The following is a 16,585-nucleotide window of genomic DNA, read 5'->3' as shown; positions in this document are numbered from 1 at the left end:
CTAGAAAACAAGAAACCCCTTACTTTTCAGTAAGGGGTTTTATTTACTAAGAATAAGGCAGTGTCTTAGATAAGAGTCATGACTTAAAAGTCGTAACGTAGACCTAGCGCTAGCTCATCTTTTTCATCAGCGCCTTCGTTATCCATTAGATCGAAGTTGTATGATGCGTAGCCACGGAAGTTAGGCTTGAAGTAGTAAGTTACATCAACAGCTAGGTTTTCTACAGTATCTGCGTCTTCTAGTTCACCTTTGTTGAACGTAGAAGTGAATACAGTTTGACCCATAGTGTAAGCAGCGGCTAGTTCGTAGCCTTTGTAATCAAGAGTCTTGCCTGCAACATCCATATCCGCGCCAGTGTAGTTACCAGCGAAGTAGAAGTCACCTACAGAGTATGCAGCTACCAGCATGAACTCATCGCTGTCGTTTTGATCTGCGTAACCAGCACCTAGTTCAAAACCAGTGTTAGCAAACGCGTAAACACCAGATAGAGAGAAGCCATCTTCCTCGTTGTCTGTAAAGCCTTGTGCATCTGTTGTGCGATCAGCAAAACGGTAGCTAGCGCGTACAGCTAGTTGCTCGAATTGGCCTTTGTAAGACAGCATGTTATCTGTACGGTCAGAAACAGGCAGTTTAAGTGCTGCTGTGTTACCGTGGTAAGCCATAATGTCAGTAAAGTCAGTAAGAACCACTAGTGCGCCGTCGTTTTTACCGTAAGTTACTTCACCGTATTTGCCACCCAGACCTGCATAAGCGTAACGAGTTTCAAGATCACTATCGTTATCTACAGCACCTTCTTCTTTTGTTTTGAACTCACCTTCCCAAAAACCAACACCGTATAGGTTTTCATTGATTTCCTGTTTGCCTAGGAAGTTAAGACGGATGCGAGTACGGTCTTCTGCCTTACCATCCATCATAGAAAGACGCGCTTCAGCGCGGCCGCCCATCTCAAGAGAAGTGCCATCTTGGTTGTATAGTTCTGAAGCGACAACTTGAGATCCTGATGCCATTAGCGCCACTGCTACAGCTAAAGTTTTTAATTTCATTTTTATTTTCCATATCATTGTTTTATATGTGCTTTCTCACCAGAAAAACAGGACTTTTCTGTACCAACGAGAAAACTGGCGGCATAGTAGCAGCTGTTATTTTTCACGCAATGTGTTGAATAAACAGCGCTTATAGAAGAAAACACCACTTAAAATGACGATATGAATACCTCTCAACCATCAAGTTATCGGTTGAGTTAAAAAAAATGTTCGCGTCAAAAAAAAATTGACGAAAAAAATGTAAAAACAATATCACAAAACGTGATACTGCCCGCAAAAAAATCTTGTTAACTGACTGTTTTAGATAGACTTATTGATAATAAATCCGATTGTTACAAACAAAAAAATCCCTGAGCATTCACTCAGGGATTTAGAGATTTGATAAGTAGATGATGAATTAAAGCTTAAAGAAACTTAATTGCTCTTTCTGCTTCTCTGCAAGTAAAGAAAGCTCAGTACTCGCACTTGCACTCTGGCTGATGCCCGCTACGTTTTGGTTTACAAGCTCCGACATGTTAACCACGTTGCGATTGATATCTTGAGTAACTTGAGACTGCTCTTCGGCTGCGGTTGCTACTTGCGTGTTTGAATCGTTGATGTTGGCGACCGACTCGGTAATTCCAACCAACGCCTCATTCGCTTGTTGCGTCAGCTCGTTGTTGCGGCTAAGCATATCAAGGCTGACTTGCATACTGTCATTCGCAAGCCCAGACTGCGCTTGAAGCTCTTCAATGATCGTTTGGATCTCTTGTGTCGAGTCTTGAGTACGCGCTGCTAGCATGCGTACTTCATCAGCTACTACCGCAAAACCACGACCAGACTCACCAGCTCGCGCCGCTTCAATCGCAGCATTCAATGCTAGCAAGTTGGTCTGCTCAGATACGCCGCGAATCACTTCAATAACATCGTTGATCTGTACAGATTGCTCTTTTAGACGCAAAACAACTTGCGCTGCATCGTTCAATGCTTGAGACATTTGCGCACTTGCTTCCGCACTTTCTTGGAAGATAGCCAAACCTGATTGAGCAAGTCCATCAGCTTCACGCGCGGTTGCGTCAGCAGAGGTCGCGTTATCACTCACATTATTCGCAGTGCTTGCAAGCTCGTTAACCGCAGATGCAACTTGCTCGATCTCCGCCAACTCTTGTTGAGCGTTCGCTTCCGCTTGCGTCATTACTGCAGCTAATTCGGTCGATGCAGATGCAACTTCCTCACTAATACGGGTTAACTGGTCCACAGTGTTGTATAACTGCTCTGCGGTTTGGTTTACATCTTTGCTCAGCTTAGAGATCTCATTGTCCCCATCGACATCTGCACGTACTGATAGATTACCCATTGCTAACTGACGCATCACTTCTTGCAGCTTTTGGATTGGTGTAACAATCATGCCAGATAGGAACCAAGCGCCTATCAATGAGAAAGCAAATACCGCTAAAACCGTCAACATAGCGTTATTTTGCACACGTTCATTTTGCTGATGACTTCTGATAGTAGATTGTTCAGCTTGCTCGTTTACATGCTTTGATAGCGTGTTAATTTGTTGGACCATTTCTCGGCCAACATTGCGATACTCTTTGACAAATGCACGGTACTCGCTATCCGATTTCAAACCTTGATCGTATTGGTTGAAGAAATCAACTGAGCGCTCTGAATATCGCACATAGGATTCAATTGCTTGGCGAACTTTAACGGCATCGTCACGGAATAGGTTTCGGGCTTCAATTGCGCTTAAATCGGCATCAACTTGCTTTAAGCCTTCTTTCAATTCGGTTAGAAAATTCTCACGACGAGAAGCATCGTAAATAGCGTAAACCGCGCTTATGCGCAGAGGGTAAATTTGGTCGTCAATACTCGCCAATGTGTCTTTGTGAAAAACCAAAGATTCTTGGTTGGAAGCAATAACACCTTGCTCTGCTTGAAGATTGTTTTTAGTAATCCAAAGAGCAATAAACAAAACAATCGCGGTAAATAATACCGGAACCAAAATTTGCGTTCGTACTGACAAATTTTTCAGTGATAACTGCATGACAGGGCCTCAGTTGTATGCGTGATGTCTATATCCAAACAAACTCGAGCAGTGCCTATAACAACGTTACTTTTCGGCAGTTTGAATATCTATGCTTCCTTGCGACGGGATAAATCCCAGACGAATAAACAAGTGGCGAATATTAGAGGTCGATCACACTTTTGTCTAGTGCAAAAACTCTCCATTTTCAATCTGTTATTGACAATATCCCGACAGTGGCGTCGGGATATTGTCGTTATGATAAATTATGTTCACTTATGATGAGATACATTCACATTTAGGACGGTTTTAGCCTATTTTCTCAACGAATTGAGCTTAGCTTGAGCAAGGCCAAAAATAGTATCGATTGGATAAGAACCTTCATCGGTTGGCTCACCAGCAACTTTCCCCGTAAACAATTCGATAGCTTCAGTAACATGGTCAATCGCCCAAATATTAAACTCGCCTTTTTCGACTGCTTTCACGATGTCGGAACGAAGCATTAGATTGTGAACATTAGAGCGCGGAATAATGACCCCCTGCCCGTCATGACGACCTTTAATTACACACACATCATAAAATCCTTCGATCTTTTCGTTTACGCCACCAATAGGCTGAGCTTGACCAAATTGATTCATCGACCCTGTTATCGCAATGTCTTGTCGGTTTGGTTGCTTTGAAAAAGCAGACACAACCGCACATAACTCAGCCATGCTGGCACTATCACCATCAACACCACCGTAAGATTGCTCAAAGGTAATGGTTGTCGTTAATGGCACTCGTGCCGTTTTACCAAATACGGAAGATAAGTAGGCAGACAAAATCATTACGCCCTTAGAGTGAATACTGCCACCCAAATCCACGCTGCGCTCGATATCGATAACATCCCCATCACCGTAACACGTCGTCGCTGTGATGCGATTCGGTGCACCAAACATGTAGTCACTAGTGCTCAATACCGAAAGTGCGTTCACTTGGCCTACGGCTTCTCCTTCGGTGCGAATCAGCGTTGTGCCGTTAATAAAGGTTTCCATTACGTTATCGCGTAATCGGCTTACTCGCATTTCTTGGTTATTGAGCGCCTCTTCAACATGCCCAATACGGATCATGTTAGAGTTAGCTTGACGAGCCACGTAGTTCGACTCTCGAAGCAAGTTGGCGATATTAGCCGAATGTAGAGATAGCTTGGATTGGTCGCCAGACAAACGTGAGCTGTATTCGATGATCCGAGCAATGGCTTTGCGATCGCAATGCAACATATTGTTGTCATGCACCACGCTAGAGATAAAGCGCGCGTAATGCAGCTCAGACTCCGGCGTACGTTTCATTTCGTCTTCGAAATCTGCCGTCACACGGAACAACTCGCTGAACTCTGGATCGTAATGTTGGAGTAATTGGTAAGTTCGGTAATCACCAAATAAGATAATTTTGATATCAAGCGGAATCGGTTCAGGATCGAGTGATACCGCCCCCGTCAATGTGACTTCTTTTTCTAGAGACGTAAAACTCAATTGACGAGCACGCAATGCGCGCTTCAAACCATCCCAAACGTAAGGCTGTTCAAGTACTTTCTGAGCATCCATTAATAGAACGCCGCCATTCGCCTTATGCAAGCTCCCTGCGCGAATCAGCGAGAAGTCGGTAAACACCGTTCCCTTGAAAGTGGCAGTCTCAATCGACCCGAAGAGTGAATGATAGTTGGGATTTTCTTCAACAACGATAGGAAATTCGCTGCTTTTACGGCTTACCAAGACGTTCACTTTATAACGACGTGGCAATTTTTTATCCAAGGATGCCGTCGCAATTTCGCCTTGCTCGCCACTTTGGTCAAGGAAGATATCTGCGTTTTCAACAATATCTTTTTGCAGCTCAGTTAAGTAGGTTTTGATTTCGGAATATTGCGCGTAATCCACTTTGAGTTTTTTGATGAAGTGAGTAATCACATCAAGCGTCACTTCATCATTGAGCTTTTTGATTTTATCGCTGTATGTCTCTTCCCACTCCGTAAGCTCACGAACCATCGAGCGCAATCGCACTTCGAGTTCATCAATAGCATCGCTGAATTGCTCTTGTTCTTTTTTGCTTAGTACATCAAAAGACTCTTCCGTATGAAGCTCATCACCGTTCATGGCGACAAACTGATAATCCCCCTGTGTAGTCAGTGTTAGGCTGATGCCTTTTTCTTTTGCCTCTCGGCTAATACGATCCAGCTCGTTTTGTTGCTTAGCTGCCAATTGATTTTTTAATCGCTCAGCGCGGCTAAAGTACATTTCATTGTCGAATGCTAGGGGTAAAGCATTCAATAATTTGCCCATTAAAGCTTCAATATCAACACGTAGCTTATTTCCGATACCACAAGGCAGCTTTAATACCTTTGGTGTACGGGTATCCTCAAAGTTCGCAACGTAACACCAATCAAACAGGGCTGCTGCATCGTGCTGGTGACGATTCAGATAGCGCAAGATCATGGTGCGTTTACCTAGCCCATTCTGACCAATGGCGTAGATGTTATACCCTTTCTCTTTGATGGACATCGCAAACTCGACCGCTTTTTGCGCGCGCTCTTGGCCCACGATTTCATCAATTGGAGGTAACTCCTTGGTCGACTTACATGGCATATTCTCTAGATCTGCTACAGAATATAGCTGCTTAGCTTTCAATCTTAGTATTGCCATATCCACTTCCTTTTTTCTTATTTTCGTTATTTGAGTGTAGAGATTATTTGCTTAATTTTAAGTGATTTACCTTCCACCCTAGATTGATTGGACATTTTATGAACACATAAGTGATATTAACACGCACTTGCAATTGATAATCAATTTCATTTAATATCTAAACAAATCAAATGTTGTGGAGATGGATATGAATATTGAGCAATGCTGGATGCGCTACTTAAAAGCGGAGCAACTGATGGAACAAGGCCATTGGCCGGAAGCTCATCGTTTATATGACGACGTGCTCAACAATCTACCCAACCACATTCATTTAGCGCTAGAAAATGCACAAACTAAACCTTGCCAATTTGTATGTCTCATTACGGGACTTAGAGATGCTAGCGTGACGCAATCAGAGATTCTCAACAAACTCGGCTTACAGCATGATGCGTTCTCAATACTCAATCAAACTTACGCGCTATTTCAATTTTTGCAGCTAGAGAGCCATGAACTGATTGAGCGCGTAGGTCACCTACTTGGTCAACAGAGCGAAGACTTATTAGCTCACATGGCGGCATTTTGCTCTGCCCAACGTAATGCTCAATGGATGATAGAACTCGAGCACGTAACGCGCGCGCATGAGCAGTTCTTACATTTGCAAGCAATGAGTTCGGCAAAAGCTTCGCCTTCTCACCTGTATAATTAATCTAAAGCTCAAGCATTGAGGCCAGCTAGGTTTGTACTGTCCATTGCTTGAGTATCATTTGCTTTATCAACCACAAGGATCTGTGATGTCTTCTAAAACCATTCTTTCGGTGAACAACCTATCAGTCAGCTTTACGACAAACGATGGGATCGTCGATGCAGTAAAGAATGTTAGCTTCGATTTAAAAGCAGGCGAGACGCTGTCCATCGTTGGCGAATCTGGCTCTGGCAAGTCAGTATCAACCAATGCACTGATGAAACTACTGCCAGACAACGCTATTTTGCATGAAAACTCATCCATCATGTTCGAGGGTAGCTCCATCTTGGATAAAACAGAGCGTGAAATGCAAAGTATTCGCGGTGATCGCATTGGCATGATTTTTCAAGAGCCGATGACCTCACTAAACCCGTACATGCGGGTGGGTATCCAAGTCACTGAGGCCATCATGTGTCACCGCCCGGTCGACAGACGAACAGCAAAAGCAAAGGTGTTAGAGCTGTTTGAATTAGTTCATATGCCAAACCCAGAAAAAGCGTACAACAAGTACCCACACGAATTTTCTGGTGGTCAATTGCAACGCATCATGATTGCGATGGCACTGATTAACGAGCCCGATATTTTGATCGCCGACGAACCAACAACGGCGTTGGATGTCACGGTTCAAGCAGAAGTGTTGCACCTGATTAAAGAAATTCAAGCTCAGATGGGCATGGCAATCCTATTTATTACTCATGACTTAGGCGTCGTAAAACACTTTGCAGATCGTGTCATTGTGATGTGTAAAGGAGAAGTCGTCGAAGAAGGCGAAACGCAAACACTCTTCGAGGACCCAAAGCACGAATACACACGTATGCTAATCAACTCGATTCCTAAAGGCAGTAAGGAGCCTATTAGCGAAAGTGCTACACAGCTTTTAAAGGCCGACGATATACGAGTCAAATTCTTGGTAAAGTCGCATTTTATTGCGAGCAAGAATGAGTACTTCGAAGCGGTAAAAGGCATTTCTCTTGAGCTTAAACAAGGAGAGACCCTCGGGATCGTTGGGGAGTCCGGTTCAGGTAAGTCTACACTCGGCCGAGCTTTGATAGGTCTACTGCCCTCAACTGGCAAAATAGAATATAAAGGCCAAGATATGGCCTTGCTGACAAACAAAGAACGTTTTGAGCTGAAAAAAGACGTTCAGATGGTATTCCAAGACCCTTATGGTTCGCTTTCTCCTCGTATGACTATCGGCGAGATCATCACAGAAGGATTAACTGTCCACCAACCAATGTTGAGTAAAAAAGAACGTATGCAGAAAGCGCGCAACGTGCTCCGTGAGGTCCGCTTAGATCCCGCGTCCATCAACCGTTATCCGCACGAGTTTTCAGGAGGCCAGCGTCAGCGTATTGCTATCGCGCGAGCACTGATCCTTGAACCTTCGTTTATTCTGCTTGATGAGCCAACCTCTGCATTAGACCGCTCGGTGCAACTGACAGTGATTGACCTTCTGAAAGATTTGCAGAAAAAGCATAACATTGGCTACTTGTTTATTAGCCACGATCTATCAGTCGTCAAAGCCCTTTCTGATCGTGTTCTTGTCATGCAAAAAGGCGAGGTCATGGAACAAGGTACAGCCGAAAATATTTTCCAAAACCCTAAAAATGACTACACGAAAAAACTGATAGATGCCTCATTTGATCTTGAAAACAGTGAAAATCAGCACAATGCGGCTTAGGTTCATCACAGTTTCATATTCATAAACTAGGATTAAGAAAAGGTGATAAATTCATCTTGTCTTAAGAATGGCGTAGCTGCCTTTCGGTTTGGCCGCCGAGACTGGTTGGTTCAAGAGTCAGACTTAGTCAACCTGGCTCAAATACTGGCAAACAGTATGAATTGAGTTCCCCCAACCATGAAAAATGCCGCGACACTGTCGCGGCATTTTTTTATTCTCAGAAGCTTAGAACAACTAGGGCATTAAATCGACTCAATACCCATATTATGTAACGTAAATGCATACACGTCTGTGGTGAGGTCAATTTGCTTACTCAGCGGCATTCCTGCACCATGACCGGCATTAACATCAATGCGTATCAATACTGGATTAGCGCCTTGCTGTTTGTCTTGCAGCTCCGCAATAAACTTGTACGAATGTGCTGGAACCACACGATCGTCGTGATCGGCAGTTGTCACCAATGTCGCAGGATACTGCACGCCTTCTTTTACATTGTGAACAGGAGAGTAGCCAAGCAAGTATTGGAACATCGCTTCGCTTTGTTCAGACGTGCCATAGTCATACTTCCAGCCTTCTCCAGACGTAAGGTAACGCAGCATATCAAGCACACCTACAGCTGGCAGCGCCACCTTAAATAACTCAGGACGTTGCGTCATACACGCACCAACCAACAAGCCGCCATTTGAACCACCACGAATCGCTAGACGCTCGGAGCTAGTGTAGTCGTTTTCAATCAGGTATTCCGCCGCTGCAATAAAGTCATCAAACACGTTTTGCTTTTGCTGCTGAGTGCCTGCGTTGTGCCAGGCTTTACCGTATTCACCGCCGCCTCGCAAGTTGGCGACAGCGTAAATACCACCCAACTCTAGCCAGTTGGCTACATTGCCAGAAAACATTGGAGTGAGGCTGATGTTAAAACCGCCGTAACCATACAGCATGGTTGGCGCACTGCCATCAAGCGCGATGCCCTTCTTGTATGAGATGATCATCGGAACTTGCGTGCCATCTTTTGAGGTGTAGAACACCTGTTTTGATTCATACTCACTGCGAGCGAATGGCACTTTTGATTCTTGAAACAGCGTCGATTCACCAGATTCGACATCAAATGAGAAAATCGTCGGAGGCGTCACGTAGTTAGTGAATGTGTAATAAAGTGTGGTTTCTTCTTTTTTACCCGCCAGACCATAAGCCGTGCCTTCTCCCGGCAATTGTACATCTCGAATCCACTCACCTTGGTAGTTAAACTGCTGCACTTTAGAAAGCACATCTACCATATAAGTCGCAAACAGATAACCGCCACCTTTGCTGATTTCTAACGGCTGTTCTTGTTCAGCAATCACGTCAGCCCATTGTTCTGTCTGAGTGTTGTAGCTGACAACTTTGCCATTCGGCGCGTCTAGGTTGGTGTAAAGCAGCAAGGTTGCGTCTTGGCTATCAATTAAGTAGGTGTCTCCTTGCGTTGTCTCGCGCAGCTTCACAATTGCCTGTAACTCAGACTGTAAATCAATATAAAACAGACGATTACCCGATGTAGATTCTGCGCCAGAGATAATGAGGAAGCGATCATCTGTCGTCGTCGTACCAGACACATAACGATGAACTTGCGTATCCAACTCACCGAAAATCACTTTATCTTCAGATTGAGGTGTACCAAGTTCATGATAATAAAGCTTGTGATGCTCAGTTCGAGCAGACAACTCGCTGCCTTGCGGCTTATCGTAGCTTGAGTAATAGAAGCCTTTGCTGCCCAGCCAAGAAATCGACGTAAACTTCGCATCAACAATCTCAGGCTCTAACTGTTCTTTGGTTTCCGTATCAATGACAAAGATCTTACGCCAATCACTGCCCCCTTCCGAGATGGAATACGCGACCAAACGGTAGTCTTTAGAGAAGCTGACTTCGCCAAGAGAGGTCGTGCCCTCTTCGGAGAAAGTATTTGGATCAAGGAAAACCTCGGCTTCTCCCTCGCCTTTACGTCGATACAATACGCTTTGGTTTTGCAAACCGTCGTTTTTGTAGAAGTAGGTGTAGTCACCACGTACAAATGGCTGGGAATATTTTTCGTAGTTTTGACTCTTCGCCACTAAGTCACGGATTTGTTGGCGGTACGGTATCTGACCAAGGAAATCGAAGGTGACCGAATTTTGACCCGAAACCCATTGAGCGGTTTCTTCACTGCGATCATCTTCTAACCAGCGATAAGGGTCGGTAATGTCGTGACCAAAATAAGTGTCCACGACAGAATCTTTACGTGTTTTTGGGTAATGCATAACGTCCGTGTTACTCCGTTGTTTTTATTAAGTTGTTTATCTTCAATCGTTTTATAGCGGTGATTACCTTAGAGCACCCAATTTTGATTTCAATGACATTGTTTTAAATCTATGAAGGAACTAGAAATAATGAGATATCGTTAAGTAACGATCACGAATGTGCTCAATAAGCAGTTTCACTTTATTCGGTGGTTGACGAGTAAACGGGTACACCGCATAGATACCCAACTTTTTACCCACTAGTTCAGGAAAAATATCCACCAGTTGGCCATTGCGAATATCATGATACACCAAGCATCGCGGGACGTAAGCTATACCATGGCCGCCCAGAGCGGCTTTACGTAATGCGGTCGCGTTATCAGTAGAAAAGCAGCCCGATACTTTGACGATGTAATTGCCATCTTCTCCTTTAAACTCCCAATCCGTTGCACCTGTGGTTTGGTAAGCGTATTGCAGACAATTGTGCGTGGTGAGATCAATCGGCTCGATCGGTTTCCCATTTTTAGCGATATATGAAGGGGACGCGCATACCACCCATTGGGAATCGAGAATATGTCGTGCGATCAAACTGGAGTCGGCTAGGTAGCCAGTTCGAATGACTAAGTCGTAACCATCAGCCACTAAATCGACAAAGCGGTTATCCAATGACATGTCCACGGTCAGACCCGGATGAAGGTTACAAAACTCGGCAACAGCATCAGCAAGTATCAAATCTCCAGAGATACACGGCACGGACATTTTTATATGACCGCTCACATTCTCTCCAAAGCCTGCAACAGCATCCATAGCCTCCTGAGTGGCCTGCTTCACATTTTTAGCACTGTGGAGTAACACCTTACCTGCCTCGGTCAAGGTTAATTTGCGCGTTGTTCGATATAATAGCTGAGCCCCTATTTCTTCCTCCAACCTCGCCATTCTTTTGCTAACTACCGAATTTGTAAGGTTATTTGCCTCTGCAACCTTACTAAAGCTGCCAAGTTCGATTACTTGAGAAAATAGGATTAAGTCGTCTGCTCTCATACCATTATGTCACTTTTGGAATTAATTATTTTCATTATTTCCCTATATCAACAAAAAATAAAGGAGTAAATTCACGCCAAATTAACAAAACCATTACAACAAAAAGTCACCTCTACAGCGGATTGACACCGTTCGAGAAGTCAGCGTACGAAGGATGTACAAATGAGTGAAACCCTACTTGCCCTAGTGGCATTTTCGCCAATTGTTGTTGCCGCCATCTTATTGGTTGGTCTCAACTGGCCTGCTAAAAAAGCCATGCCTGTTGCGTTCGGTCTAACCGTCGCTATCGCACTTATGTTTTGGGATATGTCAGCCAATCGCGTACTGGCTTCCGTATTCCAAGGACTGGGCATTACTGTCTCTGTTCTATGGATCGTGTTTGGTGCCATCTTCTTGCTCAACACTTTAAAACACACTGGAGCGATCACCACAATCCGTAATGGATTTACCGATATTTCGGCTGACCGCCGTGTACAAGCCATCATCATTGCTTGGTGCTTTGGCTCGTTCATTGAAGGCGCATCTGGGTTCGGTACCCCGGCAGCAATCGCTGCACCACTGCTGGTTGCAATCGGCTTCCCTGCGCTAGCCGCTGTCCTAATGGGCATGATGATTCAGTCTACGCCTGTTTCATTCGGCGCGGTAGGCACGCCTATCATCGTAGGTGTAAACAAAGGTTTAGACACGCATAACATCAGTGAGTCGTTGGCCGCACAAGGTGCAACGTGGGAAATGTACCTGCAAGATATCACAGCGCACGTTGCTGTCATTCACGCAGTCGTAGGTACGATGATCCCAGTATTAATGGCGATGATGTTAACACGTTTTTTCGGCAAGAACAGAAGCTGGAGTGAAGGCCTGGATATTCTACCATTTGCGCTATTCGCTGGTGTCTCTTTCACCGTTCCATACGCGTTAACCGGCGTATTCTTGGGCGCAGAGTTTCCTTCACTTATCGGTGGTTTGGTTGGTCTGTCTATCGTTGTTACCGCAGCGAAAAAAGGCTTTTTAGTACCAAAGACTAAGTGGGATTTCGAAAGCGAAGACAAATGGCCTGCAGAGTGGTTAGGTTCGCTAAAAGTCGATCTAAACGACAATCCGGGCAAGCCAATGAGCATCGTAAAAGCTTGGGTTCCATATGTAATGCTGGCAGTTATTCTCGTCGCAAGCCGCGTAAGCCCTGAGCTGAAAGGCTTTGTACAAAGCGTAAGTTTGTCGTTCAGCAACATTCTTGGTGAGACTGGCGTTAGCGCTGCGATTCAGCCGTTATACCTTCCTGGTGGCATTCTGGTGTTTGTCGCACTACTTGCTGCAATGTTACAAAGCGGTAGTGTAAAGCCATTGCGTGAAGCGTTTGGCGAGTCAAGCAAAACACTGATTGGGGCGGGTTTTGTCTTGGTGTTTACCATTCCGATGGTTCGTATCTTTATAAACTCAGGCATCAACGGTGCTGACCTAGCAAGTATGCCCGTCACAACCGCAAACTTCGCCTCTGACCTTGTTGGTTCTGCGTTCCCAGCGCTGAGTGCCACCGTTGGTGCACTGGGTGCGTTCATCGCTGGCTCAAACACGGTATCAAATATGATGTTCAGCCAGTTCCAATTCGAAGTGGCACAAACGTTGTCTATTTCGAGTGTGATTGTTGTATCACTCCAAGCCGTCGGTGCTGCCGCAGGTAACATGATTGCGATTCACAACGTTGTTGCCGCATCAGCCACGGTAGGTTTGCTTGGTCGAGAAGGCGCAACATTGCGTAAGACGATTATCCCTACGTTCTACTACATTGTAATGACAGGCATTATTGGATTGGTGCTGATTTATGGCTTCCAAATGACAGATGTCTTAATGAAGTAACGCGAAATGCAGGGTTTACAGCCCTGCCTAATTTGACACAGCTGTCTGCACTACTACCCCGACATGTTGATTTAGCTTGCTACATCAATTCCCCCGACAGCTGTGTCACCCTTTCCAGTTTGCATAACTGATTGAGTGATTTAATAAAATTTTTCAACCAATTATGTAAATGGGTTACCAACATCACCGATTCAAACGTAAGTGAACCATAGGTAACTATACTCATTTTGATGTCTTCACTGCTTTGCGATGAAGACTCAACGAAAGAGCAAATTGCTCCACAACTTTGCTTAGAATAACCGCTAGGACACCATTATGATTATCTCAGCTTCTACTGACTACCGCGCTGCCGCGAAAGCCAAGCTTCCCCCGTTTCTATTCCATTATATTGATGGCGGCTCTTACGACGAACGCACGCTGAAGCGTAATACTGACGATTTAGGTGATGTCGCTCTTCGCCAACGCGTCCTACGCGATATGACAGATTTGAGCCTCGAAACCGAGATCTTCGGTGAGAAACTGGCAATGCCAATCGCGCTAGCTCCTGTTGGTCTAACTGGTATGTACGCGCGCCGAGGCGAGGTGCAAGCAGCAAAAGCAGCCGAGAAAAAAGGCATCCCATTTACTATGTCAACTGTTTCGGTTTGTCCGATTGAAGAAGTCGCACCTTCAATTGAACGTCCAATGTGGTTCCAGCTTTACGTGCTTAAAGATCGTGGCTTTATGAAAAACGTACTTGAGCGTGCAAAAGCAGCAGGCGTAACAACGCTGGTGTTTACCGTTGATATGCCAGTTCCTGGCGCACGTTACCGTGACATGCACTCAGGTATGAGTGGCCCTAACGCGGCCATGCGTCGTGTATTCCAGGCGATGCGCCACCCAAGCTGGGCGCTGGATGTGGGTCTACTTGGTAAACCGCACGACTTAGGTAACATCTCAACTTATCGTGGCGAACCAACAAAGCTAGAAGATTACATCGGCTGGTTAGGCGCAAACTTCGATCCTTCTATCTCCTGGAAAGATCTTGAGTGGATTCGTGATTTTTGGGATGGTCCAATGGTTATCAAAGGCATTCTAGATGAAGAAGACGCGAAAGATGCGGTACGTTTCGGCGCAGATGGCATTGTGGTATCTAACCATGGTGGCCGTCAGTTAGATGGCGTACTTTCAAGCGCTAAAGCACTACCAAGCATTGCGGATGCGGTAAAAGGTGATCTTAAGATCTTCGTAGACTCTGGTATTCGTACTGGTCTTGATGTCGTTCGTATGCTCGCACTTGGTGCAGACTGTACGCTTCTTGGCCGTTCATTTGTGTACGCATTGGCAGCACAAGGCGGAGCAGGCGTTGAAAATCTACTGGATCTGTACGATAAAGAAATGCGTGTAGCAATGACGCTGACTGGCGCTAAGTCTATCGCGGATCTTTCACGCGATTCGCTAGTGAAAATCCCATAATCTTTGCAATCGAGCAAAACAGAAACGAAAAAACGAGCCAACAGTGGCTCGTTTTTTATTGCTCTTCAACCCGATAATTTGACGAGCAAGCTAGCTAACTTGGTGAACGTACTCGATCACGACTTGGTTTCCGTCGATAAACACGTTACTGATATCACCATCCACCGTCACACGATTTTGTAAATAAACGGTACCAGATGCAGATAGATCACGCTCCGTCAAAGACGGAATCACCTGACCAGGACGTACATGTAGCTGCTCGCATAGCTGTTTTACAAAACCTAGCGTCAGTGGAGAATTACCACGTAACAAGCCAGAAAACTCGTGTAGACTCAAACCAAGGCGCTTCGCCATTTCCATTTGAGTGATGTGCATTTTGGCTTTTTGTGACATCCAGATGTCGTAGAGCGCGTTTCGATCCAGCTCTGTAAATTCCATATCTGCCTCCGCTAATTCAAGAGCCAATACACTCTCACACTTACTTAAGATAAATGTTAGCGATAAGTCAGAGAAGTTATAATTGATCGTCCAAATATCAACCCTCAATCATTGGTAGCGTACCTCTGAACATGCATGAGGCGGTCGCTCAACAGAACATTGAGGTGACTCTCTTGTCATCGGAAGGAAAAGTCCATCTCGGACGGTTTAGACATAAGTAAATGATTTAAAGGAAATCACTGGGGTGAAGGAGTAATATCTGCTACCTTTCCTTCCATGGTTCACTAGAAATAAGTTACATATGCCACAGTGGTTTACCGAATTACAAAGCTACATTGAAACGTCTCATCAAAATTGGAGTGGAAGCGTCCTTTTCATTACGCTCGCTAGCTTTATAGCTTGGATAACTTGGCGGCTGATCCGCTCTCGCCTCGCTGCGCTCGTAGAGAAAACGCCCTTCCACTGGGATGACATGTTGCTTGATGCGCTAAAAGCGCCAGTCAGTACACTCATTTGGTGTTGGCCAGCAACCGTCTCTATCGGCATCATATTAGAGAGCGAGCTCAACGATAAAATAAACTGGTTAAGTACGCTGAAACTGATTTTAATCATCAGCATCTTCGTATGGACCGTTATGCGGCTCATTACCAATGTTGAAGAGCATGTTCTCGAACAAAAGAACCGAGATGAAACAACAGTACAAGCGATAGCTAAGGTTGCGCGCCTGTTCTTTATTACCATCGGAATTCTAACCGTAATGCAGGCATTTGGTCTGTCACTATCGGGCCTACTTACCTTCGGTGGTGTTGGTGGTTTGATCGTCGGTTTAGCGGCGAAGGATTTGCTGTCTAACTTTTTTGGAGGTCTTATGATCTACTTCGATCGTCCATTTAAAGTTGGCGATTGGATCCGTTCTCCAGACCGACAAATAGAGGGGACGGTAGAACGCATTGGCTGGCGTATGACCATTATCCGAACTTTCGATAAGCGTCCACTGTATGTGCCAAACTCAGTGTTTAGCAGCATTGTCGTAGAAAACCCATCTCGCATGCTGAACCGACGTATCTACGAAAAAATTGGACTTCGTTACGACGATGCTGAAAAAATGCCGCAAATTATCACCGCGGTAAAAGAAATGCTGAAAAATCACAAAGACATTGATGCACGCCAAACTCTTATCGTTAATTTCGATACATTCGGTCCATCATCATTGCACTTCTTTATCTATACCTTTACTAAAACCGTGAATTGGGTGAGATACCATGAGGTTAAGCAGGACATACTGCTTAAGGTAATCAACATCATTAAAGAACACGATGCAGATATCGCGTTCCCTACTCAGACGCTTAAGCTTGATCCTATACAAATGGTAAAAGCGGAAGAGCAAGAAGATCACGGCTTCTAGTTTTCACCAATACCCAAA

General features: G+C 44.9%; 11 protein-coding genes. 5 read left to right on the top strand and 6 right to left on the bottom strand.

Annotation, left to right across the window (positions count from 1 at the left end):
• Positions 1 to 83: 83 nt before the first annotated feature.
• From R8O10_RS10560 to R8O10_RS10550, 3 genes are all read right to left on the bottom strand, one after another.
• Positions 84 to 1,043 carry a porin gene (locus tag R8O10_RS10560; protein WP_053350045.1) on the bottom strand — a complete coding sequence of 320 codons (960 nt, stop codon included), beginning with the start codon at positions 1,041 to 1,043 and terminating at the stop codon, positions 84 to 86.
• Between the two features lie 397 nt (positions 1,044 to 1,440).
• On the bottom strand, positions 1,441 to 3,069 hold the full coding sequence (locus tag R8O10_RS10555; RefSeq protein WP_132936292.1) for a methyl-accepting chemotaxis protein: 1,629 nt from the start codon (positions 3,067 to 3,069) through the stop codon (positions 1,441 to 1,443).
• Positions 3,070 to 3,362: 293 nt separating this feature from the next.
• A complete protein-coding gene (locus tag R8O10_RS10550) occupies positions 3,363 to 5,723 on the bottom strand; it encodes a Lon protease family protein (protein ID WP_047102346.1) in 2,361 nt (786 codons plus the stop codon).
• 187 nt (positions 5,724 to 5,910) lie between these two features.
• Between R8O10_RS10550 and R8O10_RS10545 the strand changes: the two genes are divergently transcribed.
• Positions 5,911 to 6,408: a hypothetical protein gene (locus R8O10_RS10545; protein ID WP_017635485.1), complete on the top strand. Its 498-nt coding sequence runs from the start codon at positions 5,911 to 5,913 to the stop codon at positions 6,406 to 6,408.
• A gap of 85 nt (positions 6,409 to 6,493) precedes the next feature.
• Positions 6,494 to 8,125 (top strand): ABC transporter ATP-binding protein, encoded by a 1,632-nt coding sequence (locus R8O10_RS10540; RefSeq protein ID WP_132936291.1) that lies wholly within the window; start codon positions 6,494 to 6,496, stop codon positions 8,123 to 8,125.
• Between the two features lie 242 nt (positions 8,126 to 8,367).
• On the opposite strand, the gene R8O10_RS10535 is transcribed toward R8O10_RS10540, so the two are convergent.
• Together R8O10_RS10535 and R8O10_RS10530 are read right to left on the bottom strand one after the other, a co-directional pair.
• Positions 8,368 to 10,395: a prolyl oligopeptidase family serine peptidase gene (locus R8O10_RS10535; RefSeq protein ID WP_318191367.1), complete on the bottom strand. Its 2,028-nt coding sequence runs from the start codon at positions 10,393 to 10,395 to the stop codon at positions 8,368 to 8,370.
• A 120-nt stretch (positions 10,396 to 10,515) separates the two neighbouring features.
• On the bottom strand, positions 10,516 to 11,415 hold the full coding sequence (locus R8O10_RS10530; RefSeq protein WP_005375112.1) for a LysR family transcriptional regulator: 900 nt from the start codon (positions 11,413 to 11,415) through the stop codon (positions 10,516 to 10,518).
• 162 nt (positions 11,416 to 11,577) lie between these two features.
• Here R8O10_RS10530 and R8O10_RS10525 point away from each other — a divergent pair, with 162 nt between their 5' ends.
• Both R8O10_RS10525 and lldD read left to right on the top strand, forming a co-directional pair.
• A complete protein-coding gene (locus R8O10_RS10525) occupies positions 11,578 to 13,269 on the top strand; it encodes an L-lactate permease (protein ID WP_005375111.1) in 1,692 nt (563 codons plus the stop codon).
• A 315-nt stretch (positions 13,270 to 13,584) separates the two neighbouring features.
• Positions 13,585 to 14,724 carry an FMN-dependent L-lactate dehydrogenase LldD gene (lldD, locus tag R8O10_RS10520; RefSeq protein WP_158155471.1) on the top strand — a complete coding sequence of 380 codons (1,140 nt, stop codon included), beginning with the start codon at positions 13,585 to 13,587 and terminating at the stop codon, positions 14,722 to 14,724.
• A 90-nt stretch (positions 14,725 to 14,814) separates the two neighbouring features.
• Here the strand turns inward: lldD and R8O10_RS10515 are convergent, their stop codons facing one another.
• Positions 14,815 to 15,162, bottom strand: a complete 348-nt coding sequence (locus tag R8O10_RS10515; RefSeq protein WP_005375109.1) for a helix-turn-helix domain-containing protein — start codon at positions 15,160 to 15,162, stop codon at positions 14,815 to 14,817.
• 301 nt (positions 15,163 to 15,463) lie between these two features.
• Between R8O10_RS10515 and R8O10_RS10510 the strand changes: the two genes are divergently transcribed.
• Entirely contained in the window at positions 15,464 to 16,567 is a 1,104-nt protein-coding gene (locus R8O10_RS10510; RefSeq protein ID WP_318191366.1) for a mechanosensitive ion channel family protein, read from the top strand.
• Positions 16,568 to 16,585: the final 18 nt, after the last annotated feature.

The organism is Vibrio sp. 1727, from assembly GCF_033344415.1.
Taxonomy (GTDB): Bacteria; Pseudomonadota; Gammaproteobacteria; order Enterobacterales; family Vibrionaceae; genus Vibrio; species Vibrio alginolyticus.
The sequence above is the reverse complement of the archived record's forward strand: the minus strand, read 5'-3'. Positions and strand labels throughout refer to the sequence as shown.

Excerpts from the sequence above, each read along its gene's own strand:
- R8O10_RS10535 (WP_318191367.1), bottom strand. The coding sequence starts at position 10,395 with ATGCATTACCCAAAAACACGTAAAGATTCTGTCGTGGACACTTATTTT.
- R8O10_RS10510 (WP_318191366.1), top strand. The coding sequence starts at position 15,464 with ATGCCACAGTGGTTTACCGAATTACAAAGCTACATTGAAACGTCTCAT.
- R8O10_RS10550 (WP_047102346.1), bottom strand. The coding sequence starts at position 5,723 with ATGGCAATACTAAGATTGAAAGCTAAGCAGCTATATTCTGTAGCAGAT.
- R8O10_RS10530 (WP_005375112.1), bottom strand. The coding sequence starts at position 11,415 with ATGAGAGCAGACGACTTAATCCTATTTTCTCAAGTAATCGAACTTGGC.
- R8O10_RS10540 (WP_132936291.1), top strand. The coding sequence starts at position 6,494 with ATGTCTTCTAAAACCATTCTTTCGGTGAACAACCTATCAGTCAGCTTT.
- R8O10_RS10525 (WP_005375111.1), top strand. The coding sequence starts at position 11,578 with ATGAGTGAAACCCTACTTGCCCTAGTGGCATTTTCGCCAATTGTTGTT.
- R8O10_RS10515 (WP_005375109.1), bottom strand. The coding sequence starts at position 15,162 with ATGGAATTTACAGAGCTGGATCGAAACGCGCTCTACGACATCTGGATG.
- R8O10_RS10555 (WP_132936292.1), bottom strand. The coding sequence starts at position 3,069 with ATGCAGTTATCACTGAAAAATTTGTCAGTACGAACGCAAATTTTGGTT.
- R8O10_RS10545 (WP_017635485.1), top strand. The coding sequence starts at position 5,911 with ATGAATATTGAGCAATGCTGGATGCGCTACTTAAAAGCGGAGCAACTG.
- lldD (WP_158155471.1), top strand. The coding sequence starts at position 13,585 with ATGATTATCTCAGCTTCTACTGACTACCGCGCTGCCGCGAAAGCCAAG.
- R8O10_RS10560 (WP_053350045.1), bottom strand. The coding sequence starts at position 1,043 with ATGAAATTAAAAACTTTAGCTGTAGCAGTGGCGCTAATGGCATCAGGA.